12 protein-coding genes and 1 pseudogene are annotated in these 14,903 nt (G+C 42.4%); 9 read left to right on the top strand and 4 right to left on the bottom strand.

Annotation, left to right across the window (positions count from 1 at the left end; translation table 11 throughout):
• Positions 1-90: 90 nt before the first annotated feature.
• The 6 genes from RS130_RS01175 to RS130_RS01150 all read left to right on the top strand — a co-directional run bounded on the left by RS130_RS01175 (position 91) and on the right by RS130_RS01150 (position 5,168).
• Entirely contained in the window at positions 91-813 is a 723-nt protein-coding gene (locus tag RS130_RS01175; RefSeq protein ID WP_316024420.1) for an HlyD family secretion protein, read from the top strand.
• A complete protein-coding gene (locus tag RS130_RS01170; protein WP_316024419.1) occupies positions 794-1,270 on the top strand; it encodes an efflux RND transporter periplasmic adaptor subunit in 477 nt (158 codons plus the stop codon). The genes RS130_RS01175 and RS130_RS01170 overlap by 20 nt, the downstream gene beginning before the upstream one ends.
• Positions 1,267-2,505, top strand: coding sequence for an ABC transporter permease (locus tag RS130_RS01165; protein ID WP_316024418.1), 1,239 nt, complete (start codon positions 1,267-1,269; stop codon positions 2,503-2,505). The genes RS130_RS01170 and RS130_RS01165 overlap by 4 nt, the downstream gene beginning before the upstream one ends.
• Positions 2,506-2,596: 91 nt before the next feature.
• Positions 2,597-3,082, top strand: coding sequence for a (2Fe-2S)-binding protein (locus tag RS130_RS01160; protein WP_316024417.1), 486 nt, complete (start codon positions 2,597-2,599; stop codon positions 3,080-3,082).
• A complete protein-coding gene (locus RS130_RS01155; protein ID WP_316024416.1) occupies positions 3,082-4,470 on the top strand; it encodes a xanthine dehydrogenase family protein molybdopterin-binding subunit in 1,389 nt (462 codons plus the stop codon). The genes RS130_RS01160 and RS130_RS01155 overlap by 1 nt, the downstream gene beginning before the upstream one ends.
• Before the next feature lie 68 nt (positions 4,471-4,538).
• The gene (locus tag RS130_RS01150) at positions 4,539-5,168 is read left to right on the top strand and encodes a molybdopterin cofactor-binding domain-containing protein (RefSeq protein ID WP_316024415.1); all 630 of its coding nucleotides are present in this window, start codon (positions 4,539-4,541) and stop codon (positions 5,166-5,168) included.
• A 232-nt stretch (positions 5,169-5,400) separates the two neighbouring features.
• On the opposite strand, the gene RS130_RS01145 is transcribed toward RS130_RS01150, so the two are convergent.
• The 4 genes and pseudogenes from RS130_RS01145 to rapA form a co-directional block, all read right to left on the bottom strand.
• The gene (locus RS130_RS01145; RefSeq protein WP_316024414.1) at positions 5,401-5,658 is read right to left on the bottom strand and encodes a hypothetical protein; all 258 of its coding nucleotides are present in this window, start codon (positions 5,656-5,658) and stop codon (positions 5,401-5,403) included.
• Between the two features lie 109 nt (positions 5,659-5,767).
• Positions 5,768-6,649 carry a DUF3530 family protein gene (locus RS130_RS01140; protein ID WP_316024413.1) on the bottom strand — a complete coding sequence of 294 codons (882 nt, stop codon included), beginning with the start codon at positions 6,647-6,649 and terminating at the stop codon, positions 5,768-5,770.
• Between the two features lie 148 nt (positions 6,650-6,797).
• A pseudogene (rluA, locus tag RS130_RS01135) lies at positions 6,798-7,456 on the bottom strand (bifunctional tRNA pseudouridine(32) synthase/23S rRNA pseudouridine(746) synthase RluA).
• Position 7,457: 1 nt separating this feature from the next.
• Positions 7,458-10,292 carry an RNA polymerase-associated protein RapA gene (gene rapA / locus RS130_RS01130; protein WP_316024412.1) on the bottom strand — a complete coding sequence of 945 codons (2,835 nt, stop codon included), beginning with the start codon at positions 10,290-10,292 and terminating at the stop codon, positions 7,458-7,460.
• 249 nt (positions 10,293-10,541) lie between these two features.
• Between rapA and RS130_RS01125 the strand changes: the two genes are divergently transcribed.
• From RS130_RS01125 to RS130_RS01115, 3 genes are all read left to right on the top strand, one after another.
• Complete coding sequence (locus RS130_RS01125; protein WP_316024411.1) at positions 10,542-11,939, top strand: PhoH family protein; 1,398 nt, start codon at positions 10,542-10,544, stop codon at positions 11,937-11,939.
• A 251-nt stretch (positions 11,940-12,190) separates the two neighbouring features.
• Positions 12,191-12,868 carry a response regulator transcription factor gene (locus tag RS130_RS01120; protein ID WP_316024410.1) on the top strand — a complete coding sequence of 226 codons (678 nt, stop codon included), beginning with the start codon at positions 12,191-12,193 and terminating at the stop codon, positions 12,866-12,868.
• Positions 12,865-14,283 (top strand): sensor histidine kinase, encoded by a 1,419-nt coding sequence (locus tag RS130_RS01115; protein WP_316024409.1) that lies wholly within the window; start codon positions 12,865-12,867, stop codon positions 14,281-14,283. The genes RS130_RS01120 and RS130_RS01115 overlap by 4 nt, the downstream gene beginning before the upstream one ends.
• Positions 14,284-14,903: the final 620 nt, after the last annotated feature.

The raw sequence follows: 14,903 nt of genomic DNA, 5'->3' as shown, positions 1-14,903 counted from the left end.
GGTGTTTAAGGTTGAAATAAAGTTAGGTGGCTCTCGTCCAGATGTCATGCGTCCGGGAATGAAAGCCAAAATTGAAGTGGTGCAATCATCATGAAGTATTGTTTACTGACATGTGTGCTGCTCTTGGTTGCCTGTTCAGAGGAGCTGCGGTCAACCACACCAACTTACCAAGTAAGGCATCAAGCCTTTAATATTGAGATCCCTGCTTTTGGTGAACTAGAGGCTTCGAAAGCTCAATTTATCAATGCTCCCGGTCGACGTCCGATGACCATTGATTGGATGGCAGAAGAGAATTCGTTAGTCAAAGAAGGGCAGGTAGTGGCGCGTTTTGACGGTGAAAAGCTCACTCTTGATAGTCGTAAAGAAGAATTAGAAATGCTGCTATTGGATGAAGATATCCACTCTAAAACAGCTGAAAAATATGAGCAGCAAAATGCGCTGCAGTCAGACAAAGTATTTATTAGCAAAGAATATGAGTTTGTTGATGCCTTTGCCATTGACGATTTACGTCTATATTCGAAACTCGAAATCATTGAAACCTTGTCTAATCGAGATTATTTAGGGGCGAAAGATGAGTTTATAGATTGGAAAAAAGACAGCATAGGAGAGCGCATTCAGAGTTCGGTAGATGTGCTCGATATTCGCAAAAAGGGGCATTCTGCCAAGTATGAGCAACATAAGTCTGCTTTGGCCAAATTAGAAGTTATCGCCCCGTTTGATGGTATGTTGGTGTATCAAAAAAATTGGCGTGGCGAAAAACCCAGCGTCGGTCAAACCGTCTATCCTGAGCAGTGTGATTGCCAAAATACCTAATTTAGAACATATGCAGGCGAAGGTTTTTGTTTTAGATAAAAATGCTATTAGCCTAGAAGTAGGGCAGCCAGTAGATGTGCGCTTAGAAGCTCATCCTGCACAACAGTTAACCGGTAAGATTAAGTCGGTATCAGGCTTTTCTAGAACGATAGAGCGTGCGAATCCTACAAAATATTTTGAGTTGATTGTGGCGTTGAATGACGATAACACCGAATTGAAACCCGGCAGTAAAGTGCAGGCGACAATACTTGCGCAAGGTGAAGAAAATAGCATCCTCATACCGTTGCAAGCTATTTTTAGTGAGCGTGGTGAAAACTACGTTTACTTACAACAAGGCACTAGTTTTGTTCGTAAAACAGTTAAAACCGAAAAGAAGAATCTGCATTTTGTCGAAGTGTCTGAGGGCTTAGCTGATGGCGACGTGATTGCATTGAGTATTCCGGAGAATGTGTCATGAGTAATTTTATTCCTTTGGTATTCGATGCTTTGGCTGAGATGGCCGCTCATAAATTACGCACATTGTTAACGTTGCTGGGCATGATATTTGGCGTGGGCGCGGTGATTGCGATGCTGAACATTGGCGAAGGCGCCGAACAACAAGCCCTAAAAATGATTGACTCTATGGGTCTAAGAAACTTAATTGTTGAGAGTAAAACCTTTGCTGACGATGAACTTAAAGACATACGCCAAGAGTCTTTGGGTTTAACCCTAGCAGATGTAGATGCGGCCAGAGCGACCTTGCCTTTTGTTGAAGGTTACAGTGCCGAAAGGCATGTTAAAACCCAATCGGTTTATAGTGACAACCAATCTGCCGACGTCGCTGTATTAGGAGTGAGTGCCAGCCACTTCGAATTATCAAATATGAAAATCGAAGTCGGCCGCGAATTGAATGAACAAGACAACACTACTGTGGCACAGGTGGCCGTATTAGGGGCGGGGGCTGCGCAACGTTTGTTTCCCACAGGGGAAGCAATTGGTCAGTATATAAAAGTGAATCACTTGTGGGTCGAAGTGGTGGGCGTGCTAAATAACCCTTTCTTAGCCAAAGACGAATTTCAAGGTGTGAAAATAGGTGGTGATGGTGAGAAGGTTTTTGTTCCACTGAGCACAAGTTTGAAAAAACTAAATGGGCCAGCACTGGCGAGTGAACTGGACATAATGAAACTAAAAATCAGCGAAGACACTGATCCTATGGTGGCCGCTAAAGCGGTGAGCCAATTGTTTAAATTGCGCCATGGCGAAGCCGATGACTATCAGATAATTGTGCCAGCAGCCTTGCTTGCTCAGCAAAAACAAACTCAGCAAATCTTTAATATAGTGATGGCCTGCGTAGCGGGTATTTCGTTACTTGTTGGAGGGATCGGCATTATGAATATCATGTTGGCCAATGTACTCGAACGCACCAAAGAAATCGGCCTATTGCGGGCTGTTGGGGCCACACAGCGAAATATTAAAATGCAATTTATTGCCGAAAGTTTCACTATTTCTGTTCTGGGTGGCTTATTGGGTATCGCATTCGGTTTAATTTTATCTGAGGTCATTGGCTTTTATTCGGGGTGGGCGGTGAGTTGGTCGATGACCGCTATCGTCTTGTCGTTGACGATTTGTATGGCGGTGGGGATAGGTTTTGGTGTGTATCCAGCCATTAAGGCTTCGCAACTCAACCCGATAGATGCGCTACACAGCGATTAATGCTTTTCAACTTAAAACATCATATGTTTAAATAAGTTATATTTGTTAAATGTCAGGGCTCTTTGGGTCCAAACTCAGAGGATCTACTCTTATGACGCAATCTGTTGTAATCAATCAAAAAAGTTACTCGATAGATGTGCCCGACAACATGCCTTTATTGTGGTTTCTACGTGACAAACTCGAACTAACCGGCACTAAGTTTGGATGTGGAATGGGCTTGTGTGGTGCGTGTACTGTTCATGTAGACGGCCAAGCTACGCGCTCATGTGTTTTGCCCGTTTCTGCGATAGCGGGCAAGTCTATTACTACAATCGAAGGCTTATCTGAAAATGGTGATCATCCCTTGCAAAAGGCTTGGCTCGACAATAAGGTGCCCCAATGTGGCTACTGTCAAGCAGGGCAAATCATGAATGCCGCCAGCTTCTTAGCATCGAACAAGGAGCCCAGCAGTGATGAAATTGACAATGCCATGCAAGGTAATATTTGTCGTTGTGGTACATATCAACGGATTAAACAAGCCGTCATTGATGCTGCTGAAGTCATGCAGAATGATGCTTTGTTTAAGGAGGCAAAATAATGTCTATCAGCAATGAAAGTAGGCGTAGTTTCCTTAAAGGTTCAGGTTTAGCAGCTGGTGGTTTGGTGTTAGGGGTAACTGTACCCAAACACGTTATGGCCGAATTTATAGATGGTGCAGATGGTAATTTTAACCCCAATGCATTTGTCCATATTGCGGAAAACGGCGACACTCTAATTTATTGTGGTCGGTGCGAAATGGGACAAGGGATCAGCACCGCTTTACCCGCCGCTGTAGCCGACGAGTTAGAAGCCGATTGGACGCGGGTAGAAGTGCGTCAAGCCGACGGTAATGAACAATTATATGGTTCACAGGCGACAGGCGGATCGGCCAGTATTCGCAAAATGTATATTCCCATGCGAGAGGCAGGTGCGGCTGCAAAATTGATGCTGATCGCTGCGGCTGCAAAGGTTTGGCAAGTGCCAGCGAACGAATGTGTAGCAGAAAAGCACTTTGTGATAAACCAAGGGAATCAACAGAGGTTGTCTTACGGCGAGTTAGCTAGCATTGCCGCCACGATGGCAGTACCACAAAAGCCAAAATTAAAAGAAAAATCAGCATACAAATATATAGGCAAAGATCTCGCTAGACATAATCTGAAAGACATCATACAAGGCAAATTGACCTATGGTGTAGATACCAAAATGCCCGGCCTTAAATATGCTGCAATTACTCACTGCCCTGTTTTGGGAGGTAGGTTAAAAAGTGTTGGCAATAAGGCATCTGCCCTCGCTATGCAAGGGGTCATTGATGTCGTTGAAATTCCCAGATTCGACGTGCCATTTGGCTCTATTGGTGGGGTGGCAGTGGTTGCAGACAACACGTGGACAGCGCAACAAGCACTAGCACTATTGAAAATAGACTGGGATACGGGAAAAAACGGCAGTTATGATACTCAGGCTTATAAAGCGCAGTTGGTCAAAAATGTAGAATCACCGGCGGAGTTAGGGAAAGAACGAGGTAATGTTGAGCAAGCTTTTGTTGAAGCAAAAAACATCGTCAAAGCAACCTACACTGGTGGTCATCTTGCCCATTCGCCTATGGAGCCGAACGCCAGTGTGGTATGGGTACAGGATGACAGTTGTGAGGTGTGGGCGGCTACGCAAAGTCCAGCTGATATTCAAAAAGTACTGGCGCAATACTTAAAACGCGACGCCAAAGACATATTAGTGCATGTGACTATGGCGGGGGGCGCATTTGGTCGTAAATTTAAGTGTGACTATGTGCATGAAGCAGCCGTGCTATCCCAAACGGTAAAGGCCCCAGTACAACTAACCTGGTCACGTGAAGAAGATATGCGTACTGGTTTTTCCATTCGATTAATGCTCAGCATATCCAAGCTTCATTTGACCAAGATGGCAATGTTAGTGGCTGGTTACACAGAGTAGCTTTTCCACCAATTGCTTCACTGTTTGACCCATCTACAGATAGAGCGAGGAAAGGGGATATTGCCGAGGTGTTAAATCACCCATTTGGCATTGCCAATGCCCGCAGCGAAACTGGGCAAGCTATCGCCCATACTCGCATTGGTTGGTACCGGGCTGTTTATGCGATTTTCTATGGTTTTGCTTTTGGTACTTTTGCGGATGAATTGGCTTTTCAGGCCAAAAAAGACACCGTCACTATGCTGAATAATATTTACGATAACAATAAAAATAAAAAGAAAGCCGAACAAGTGATGCGTTCAAAGCGTGCGTTAGCTTTAGCCGCCAAGCGGTCAAATTGGGCCGAACGAGATAGTTTGCCTAAGAATCAAGGTTTGGGCATTGCAGTTCATTATAGCTTTCAATCTTATGTGGCAATGGCTGTAAGGGTTGAAGTGAATGGTGACGACATTAAAGTACTAGAAGTAGATGCCATCGTAGACTGCGGCCAAGTATTAAATACTGACAGCGCAGCAGCGCAAATGGAAGGCGCAGTAGTGATGGGAATGGGTTTGGCCTTGCGCACTGAAATTGTGTTTAGAGACGGTGCAGTAGTGAATTCAAACTTCCATCAATATCCGGTATTGCGTATCAACGAAATGCCAAAAGTGAATGTGCATTTTATTCAAAGCGATGCTGATGCAACAGGATTAGGTGAGTAAGGAGTCGGCCCCTTTGCACCCGCGTTAAGTAACGCCGTATTTGCGGCATCGGGTAAACGTTACCGGGATTTACCTTTTAACCCGATGGCCATGTAGTGTTAAGTGATAAAGCAAGCCCGCCCTAGAATGAAGTTTTGGGGGGGTACCTGTCAGAAAAGCTAAGGACGAATACCAATACAGTCTAATGGTAGAGGATAGGTGTTTTCACCATCAAGAAATGTCAGGCAAATCTCTAGTTCACTTCTAAGAAAGTCATCTTCACGTAAGGTTTTTGTGGCCAATAATGTACTTGATGCATTATGTGCCAGAATACCTGCTCTGTTTTTTCATAAGGGGTTTGCTTGCCACTCTTTATTTGTGTCCATTCTTCCATGGTGTCCCAAAAGAACAGATTTAATTCTGCATAGGGGATATTGCCTTGTAAGAATTCCCTGACATAGAAGGAAAGCTGCTTTGCTTTGTTCTTTATGAATATATCGACGGTGGGCACGAGTTAATGAGTTTCACTTTAAGAGTTGGCATTAGACTAAAGTATAGTGTTATTTCAATATTTGGCAAAATATTCAGCTCGAAATTAATAAGGCGACGAATACTGTCTATTACCATCCCATATTGCTCAACCAACCGTGTACCTCTTTGGCCAAATAATCGGCCTTTTGTTGTGAACGGGGAGAGCCTAAGAGTTGTCTTTGCCGATAATGCAATTTAAGCGCGGTAGTGGCGGTAGTTTGCCTAGTGTTAGCTGTGCTTAAGACCCATTCGTTGTCACTCGCTGAATAAATGTCTAGCACTGGCAATGAGGTGGCCGACATTAATGTCGGCAATAATTGATTATACGTCCTGTCTGGCCAAAAGGCACTGATAGCGATTAAGGCATCAGGCGTTTTCGATTTTGCTTCAGCAAATATCTTTGCAAGCCAAGCCGCCGATGTACCTTGCCCTATGACTAGGTAAAATCCGGGATACGCATCGACTTGTCCTTCGGCTACTTTTAGCAGCGAAATGAGGTCTTGTTGGTGTTGCTCAAAAATGATGGCGTCAATATCACTTTCTGCTGTCTTGCTGTGGGGCGGGGGTATTGTGCGCTTGTCAGTCAGTTTGTCGTCGGAAGCTAAGTCGGCTTCTGTGTTAGTTACAGCGTCTGTATCTGCGTCATCTGGGGCTGGATTTGTTGGTTCTGTTTGAGGTATTTCTGCAGCGCCCTCTTGCGCTGGAGCAGCCATATTAGCAGCAGTAAATGCTGTGTCAGGCGCCGACAATAGTATTGTTGTCCAACCAAATGTGTTCAATCTGTGGCTTAGTGGTGCCAAACCTTGTTGGCTCAGCATGGATACACCAGAATCTGCTATGAGTACTGCGATTCCGCGTGTGAGTGGGGTTGTCTTTTCATTTATAACGTAAAAATATTGTCGACCTTCAATCTCTACACTTTTATATTCATCGGGAAATAAGTCGCGCTGAATATCCAACTGCCTAAGCACTCGGCTATCTATTGCTGCAAAGCTTAAATTGCAACATAAAAGGGCGACAATAATGAAACAATATTTGATGATAAATACACTTTTGTGGTTTGTTTGACTTTATATCGGAAAGGTTGACCAAGTTCTTTAATTTCAAAATATCAGCGGCTTAAAAAGGTGCATCAGTCTCAAAATGTAATTTCATTTCAGTTTGTGGATGACGAAATCCCAAGGTTAAGGCATGCAGGTGTAATCTGTTTGCCATTTGAAGTGCTTGTGGATGAGCGTATAAACGGTCACCAATTATAGGGTGTCCCAGACTTAACATATGTACCCGAAGTTGATGTGAGCGGCCTGTTACAGGCTTTAACTCTACTCGAGTGGTTTGTTGATTTCTTTGTAATACTGTCCAGTGAGTCAGTGCTTTCTTACCTCTTTCATGATCGACCATTTGTTTCGGCCTATTCGGCCAATCACAAATTAATGGTAAATCCACTTGGCCACTCTCTTGCGCTAATCGGCCGTAGACCACAGCCACATATGTTTTGCTGGTTTCGCGCAATTCAAACTGTTTAGAGATATGTCTATGAGCCGCTTTATTTAATGCCATTACCATTAAGCCTGATGTCGCCATGTCAAGCCTATGCACAACCGTTGCTGTAGGAAACACGGTTTGCACACGGCTTTGTAAGCTGTCTTTATGCTCTGCTGCTTTGCCATAGGTACGCTCAATAACCCACTTGGTTTGTTTAACAGCAAGATATCGTCATCTTGATAGACGATATCTAAGTATGGATTGGTAGGAGGGGAGTAGTTTAGAATAGCCATATTATTGTGGGTTATTCACAATTAAACGTACCGCTTCTAAGTGTAAACTGGCGCTATTCATGGTGGTTTCTAAGCTACTGATTTGCGAAGCTACGTGCTCAATTTCTTCATCGCGAATAGCGGGGTTCACTTGTTGTAAGCTTTGCAGTCGAGTGAGCTCATCTCCTAATAATTCTTGCATAATAGCGATCCTGCTTGCTTTGACTTGTTCAGCTTTGGCGTTGGCGGTAATTTGCCCCTGCTCTAAACATGTTATCAATTGCGCTTTTAATGCATTGATAAGTTGGTTGCCCATTTTCGCTTTGACTGGCTCTAGCTGGATAAAGTGTTTATCTGAAAGATTGAACTTAGCGTCAACGCAGACCTTAACTGGAGTAGGCGGTAAAAACCTTGCTAACTGCAATTGTTTGTCGGCTTTGGCTGACAAAACAAATAGACACTCAATCCAATAAGCGCTAGAGGGTTGGCTTTTATCATGGCAAAAAGCGACCGAACTCTTACCAATCACATCGGTTGTCAACATATCCATGGCATGTTGGATCATCGGGTGATCCCAACTTAAAAAATGCACATGCTCTAGTAAAGTGGCGGTGGTACGTTCATAAGTTACCGTCATGCCTTCTTCGTCTAAACCCGGTAGTGGGCTAATCATGGTCTCGGTAGGGCGTAGTAAATAACAACTCTCACCGTGATCTTCTTGTAAAAAGCCCAGTCCGTCGAATAAACGACTCATAAACAATTCAAGTTTAGGGGATTGTTCGGCATCCAGTATTTGTTGTAAAAAGCCATCCACACGACCTTGTCCCGATGAATTTAACTCAAGTAGCTTGTCGCGACCTTGCTCTAATTTTTGCTTTAGGGCTTTGTGCAAACTGGCTGTTTGATTGATCAGTTGCTCAGATGCGGCGATGTTGCTGGGATCTTGAATACATGCGTCTAACAGTTCTTCGGTCTCTTGGTGAACTATCATGCCTGTTGGGCAGGTGTGCTCAAATGCGCCTAAGCCTAAGTGGTACCAATCAAGTAAAACTTGCTGAGCACTCATATCAAAGTAAGGTACGTGAATACACACATCATGTTTCTGGCCAATACGATCTAAGCGGCCTATTCGTTGTTCGAGTAAATCCGGGACCAAGGGTAAATCAAATAATATTAGATGATGGGCAAATTGAAAGTTGCGCCCTTCACTGCCAATTTCACTACATATTAGTACTTGCGCACCATCATCTGATTGCGCGAAATAATGCGCCGCTCGGTCTCTATCTACAGCGCTCATGCCTTCGTGAAAGACGGTTGAGCGGGTGCCGGCTTTTACCCTAAGTGCTTCTGAAAGTTGCATTGCTGTGCTGGCATTGGCGCAGATAGTCAGGACTTTCTCACCCTTTAGGCTTTTCAATTGGTTTATGAACCATTCTACTCTTGGGTCAAAGTCTACCCAAGTGTTAACCACGTCAGGATGACGTTCTGGTGTCAGCTGTAATTGCAAATTATCCGGCTGTTCGGCCAACAGTAGCTCGTACTCCAATGGTTGCACTAACGCGTAGCTAAACAACTTTCTGCTAGGAAAGCCGCTGACTCCGGCTCGACTATTTCTAAACAACATACGGCCGGTGCCATGGCGGTCAAGCAAGGTATGCAATAACTTAGTTCTAGTCTCGGCATTGGCATGGTTAATATTTTCTAATAATCCAGGCTCAGCAAATTCGCTAATGGCTTGAATATCGTCTGGTGAAAGCGTGTCACCTGTCAACAGTGGTTCAATTGCTGTTGCTAATTGGCTGTATTTTTTCTCTTCGTTAACAAAATCTTGGTAGTTATGAAAGCGAGCAGGATCGAGAAGTTTTAATCTAGCAAAGTGACTTTCGTGACCTAATTGATCGGGTGTGGCGGTAAGTAGCAGCACGCCTTTGGTGATGTTAGCTAGGCCTTCGATCACTTGATATTCTTGTGAAGGCTGGCCTTCGGACCAAATTAAATGGTGAGCTTCGTCTACTACCATCAAGTCCCAATCCGCTTCCATAGCTTGTTGATAATAACGACTATTGTGAGTCAGGAAATCGAGGCTGCAAATTATCAATTGCTCTGCATCAAATGGATTACTGGCATCTTCAGCCATGGCTTCACAGCGTTCTTCGTCGTATACAGAAAATGCTAAGTTCACCCTGCGTAGCATTTCAACTAGCCATTGGTGGACCAGACTTGATGGCACGACTATTAATACTCGTTGTGCTCGCGCAGTAAGTATTTGCTGGTGAATAATAAGTGCCGCTTCTATGGTTTTACCTAAACCAACTTCATCGGCCAACAACACTCTAGGTGCGTGACGACGCCCTACTTCAGAGGCGATATGGAGTTGGTGGGAAATTAAGTCAACCCGCGCACCGACAAAGCCTAATAGTGGCGATGTATTGTGCTCGAATTGATGTGTTAGACATTGCTCTCTTAAATCAAACCATTTGGGATCGTCGAACTGACCGTTTAACAAACGTTGCTCTGGTTGATTGAGTTGAAAGTGATGATCAATAAATGTTTCTTTGAGGATAACAGGATCTTGGTTATCGGTGCGCTCGCCTATGTAAATAAGTTGGCCGTCTATTTCTTCTACATGCTCAACTTCCATTTCCCAGCCTTCATGGCTTTTAACGGTATCGCCCACCACAAATTCGATGCGAGTGAGTGGTGCCGTTTGTGCCGCATACACGCGGCTTTCACCGGTAGCCGGAAACAACAGGGTAATTGTACGAGATTCAATTAACACTATAGTGCCCAACCCTAAATCGGTTTCAGTGTCGCTTAACCAGCGTTGTCCGAGTGCAAAAAAGTTTTGCTTAGCCATAGTGTTATCCTCAGTCTAAAAATTTGCGGCGCGCATTGTAACAAAAATATTTGCCTGTACTTCTAAAAGTAGATGCAAAAGTAGATGATTGTCATAAGAAAGTGGTTTACTGTTGAGATATCAATTGTATTTGATTGATAGTAGACCTGTAGTTCGTTTTGTTTCAAGCTCAGTTGTTTACCATTCGCACCCTGAGACTTAATGAAAGTGAAATTACAGGTTTGTTCGCCAAATCTTTAGGAGCGCCGGATGCCAAGAAAAGATGTACTTGAAACAAAAATCTATGTGTTAGACACCAATATTCTCCTCCACGAACCTCTCGCTTTTTTATCGTTTAAAGAAAACGACGTCGTTGTTCCTATGACAGTTCTTGAAGAGCTCGATCACATTAAAGACAGTAAGAAAGACGTTGCTCGGGATGCCCGTGTATCGATTCGAGCGATGGAAGATCTGCTCCATGACGCGACGCCAGAAGAGTTAATGCGTGGCGTATCGATGAAAGGTTTAGCTGCCGGTGACAATGCGCCTGTGGGAGCCTTATCGATATTCGTGGATCATGGTATGCCTGTGTCACAGCAGGTTTTCACCAGCAACGAAAATGATAATCGTATCATTAACAGTGCCCTGCATTTACAAGCCAAAATGAGCCCTAGGCAAGTCATTTTGGTCACTAAAGATATCAACATGCGACTCAAAGCTAAAGGGGCTGGGCTAGGACATGTTGAAGACTATCGTACCGATCAGTTGATCTCTGATATTAAATATTTGTCTAAAGGCTACCATCAATTTTCTGGTGATTTTTGGGATACAATCAAAGCGGTGGATAGTCGTACCGAAGGCCGAGATACTATTCACACCATTGATAGAAAAGTATTACCTGAGGCTTACGTTAATGAGTTTTTGTTAGATGATAGTCAACATTTTGCAGGCATAGTCGAGTCGGTAACTAAAGATAGTTTAGACGTTTTAGACTTAGGCTACGAACGCTTAATGGGGCGCAAAGCCTGGGGCATTACACCGAAAAACATCGGCCAAGCAATGGGCTTACATGCTTTACTCGATCCCCATATTGATTTAGTTATTCTTACCGGCCCAGCGGGCAGTGGTAAAACCTTATTGGCTCTCGCTGCAGCGTTAGAAATGGTTGTCGAACGTAACATGTACGACAAAATCATTGTCACCCGAAGTACGCCAGAAATTGCTGAGTCGATTGGTTTTTTACCGGGTACCGAAGAAGAAAAAATGGCACCTTGGTTAGCAGCTATTACTGACAGTTTAGAAGTACTACATAAAAACGATGAAAACGTGAAAGGCTCGATGAGTTACATCATGGAAAAAGCCAATATTCAGTTTAAGTCGGTTAACTTCATGCGTGGTCGCAGTATTCAAAATGCTATTGTGCTTTTAGACGAATCACAAAACTTAACGGCGGCACAACTTAAAACGATTATCACTCGTTGTGGAGAAGGGACGAAGTTAATTTGCAGCGGTAACTTAGCGCAGATAGATAGCAATTATTTAAGTGCGCTAACATCAGGTTTAACTTACATAGTGGAAAGGTTCAAAAACTTTTCTGGCAGTGCCACGCTTAATTTAGATGGGGTAGTACGTAGTCGTTTAGCCGAGTTTGCCGAAAAAGAACTGTAATGCGATTTCGCAGTGTTTTATTAACCTGCTCGGTCATGACTGAGCAGGTTTTTACTCGTTAGTCTCCCTCGATTCATTGCTTTCAATAGGATCTTTGGAGTAGACATATCAGCACCTTTAGATAGATTTTTTCTTAGTGTCGTTTTTTTCATGTGTATCGAGGAGGAAATCACCTTAAATTAAGTGTAAATTCAGTTAATCTTAAGTTTGTTAAGATACTTTGAAAAATATTTATTTAAAGGCATAGTTCATTGAAAGTTCTTATTATCGAAGACTCCACATCACTAAGGCGAAGCTTAAGGGTTGGGTTATCCAATTTAGGTTTTACTGTCGATGACACGGGCGATGGCTCTGAAGGTTTAAGTATGGTTTTAGCTGGGGATTACTCCTTATTGATATTAGACTTAATGTTACCTTCAGTAGACGGTACTTCGATTTTAAAGGCTATTCGAAAAACAGAAAAAGACATTCGCGTATTAATTTTATCCGCGAAAGATCTTACGGGGGATAAAGTTGAGGGCTTGCTTAACGGTGCTGATGATTATCTCACCAAGCCTTTTTCCTTTGAAGAGCTGCACGTCAGGTTGCTTTGTTTAATGCGCAGAGGTAGTTTGAATGTAAACGATAGCAACATCAGCATTGGTCCAATTACCTTGGACTTACATCTGAAAATGCTGAAATGCGGTGATACAGACGCAAATTTGACCCCCAATGAGTACAAAGTTGTCGAGTGTTTGTTTAGCAATCAAGGAAAAGTGATTTCTCCAGAAAAACTCAGTGAGTACCTTGCCGGACAATATGATGCTATTGCAAAAAACTCTCTGGAAGCCCATCTTTCATCTGCTCGAAAGAAAGTAAAAGCTATTGGTTACGAGCTCCCCATCAAAACCAAACGAGGTTTTGGTTATTACGTAAAGAGCATCGAGTGAATTCCATTCATAAAAAGCTGAGTCGCTATTTATCTATTTCAATTTCAATCTTGTTAATATCGATCTTACTCGCGACTGATATTAGTGTCGACACTTGGATTAGCGACCAATTCGACCGCGCAATGGTTAACAAGGCTGGACTACTAGAAACGTTAGTCAAAGAAAACGAAGATGAACTAGAGTTCCATTTTGCAGGTGAATTTATGCTGGAATTTGAAGGTAAAGAAAACCCTGAGTATTTCCAACTTTGGTATAAAAATGAAGTGTTTGAACGCTCTGATACTTTAGAGTTATTTGAAATTAAAGATTTACCAAGACTAAATGTTATAATTGGTGGCTCTGTTTTTCAAAATATCACACTTCCCGATGGAAGGGCTGGCAGAATGCTCTATACAAAATTTCTGCCTCAAATTGATTCTGAACTTAGGGGACGGTTAGGCTTTACCAGTGAAGAAATTGCAAAACATCAACGGCCAATGGAGTTTGCCTATGCACTAAGTACTGAAGAGCTGGACTACGTACTGTGGTTTGTAGACGTCATTTTTATTGTTACTTCAATGTTAGCTGTATTTGCCGTTAGAAAAATTGTCAAAGTTGTTGTTACTAGGAGTTTGCAACCAATAAATGAATTCAATAATCAACTGAGCAGAATAAGTTTAAATTCTGACAACTTAGAAGTTTCAGTAGAAACCTTACCGCAAGAACTTGTCCCGATAGCGAAAGGTGTCAATCAATTTATAATAGAAAACCATAGTCTATATATGCGGGAGCAACGTATAACCTCTGACATTGCTCATGAAATTAAAACCCCAATAGCTGAGCTCTTAAACCTGAGCGAAGTGGCCTTAAAGTTCCCTCATGAAAAACAAATTACTGATCGTCTGGCTACTGATGTGTATGAAATTTCTTCTCGCTTAAAACATATTGTTAATAGCATCATGTTATTGCAAAAAAGTAGCAGCACGCATGAGTTAACTAAAAGCAATGTGAATGTGATTGAACTGCTCAGCAATATTATCGATAGAGAAAATGTCGATAATCGACCGGTAAATCTACTCCACGATGCAACGCCACTTGCCATTGAAATTAATAAGTTTGCATTAGATACTGTGCTTTCAAATCTAGTCAATAATGCATTTTTCTATAGTCCTAGTGGCACCGCTATTGATGTATTGATATCGAGAGCCGCAGACAACAAAGCAATAATAAAAATATCGAATATCAGCAGGCAGGAATGCCAAGAAGCTGATTTACAGTTATTCTTTGCTCCTTTATGGCAAAAAGACGAATCTAGAACATCAACGGAGCGATTTGGATTGGGGTTAGCAATAGTAAAATCCTACTGTATAAAATTAGGAGCAACCATTTCAGTCTCGTTAGTTGGCCAGAAGATAACGTTTACTGTGTCGCTGTAATAAATATCTCAAATTCATTTTCTCTACTTTTAGTCTAATTTAATAGAGTCGTCTCACTACAACCACAGTTGGCTTGACAGGGGGCAAATAACACTCATTTTTTATTTAACTAAGCTTAGTACCTAGTCCCAATGATTAACCGCTAAAAATCAAGAATTGCGTATTAAATTCGAACCAGTTTTAGACGTGCGCAACAAACTAATCAATCGTGCAAGTTGGCGCTGACTGTAAGTGGTGCATGAGCGGCTGGCTGTGCGATTTTTACTTGTTGAATATAAGCTAACTAGGCTAAAAAACCGGCTTAGATTGACATTTATCAGTTTGAGATAAGCAAATCTTAAGGTTATAAAAATACTATAAAGTCATACTTTTATGAGGTGACTTTATGAAAACTTTTTTGGATTTTAGCCTAAATATTGCATTGGTGCAGACTGTGGTTTGGAACGGTAGGGTAATGTTATTGATCTATGTTTGTGGTTCAACTCCTTGAGTAATGGGCTCTGTTTAATTTTCTCCAGAACAACCAGATACGTTTCATTTTTTTCAATAATATCAAGTTTTTAACTTCTAATAGTCACGATAGTGACGTTGATATTCCTATTATCATTTAATACTCTTTT

Source organism: Paraglaciecola aquimarina, from assembly GCF_032464635.1.
GTDB classification, from domain to species: Bacteria; Pseudomonadota; Gammaproteobacteria; order Enterobacterales; family Alteromonadaceae; genus Paraglaciecola; species Paraglaciecola aquimarina.
Note: the sequence above shows the minus strand (reverse complement) of the source record. Positions and strands in the feature narration are given on the sequence as shown.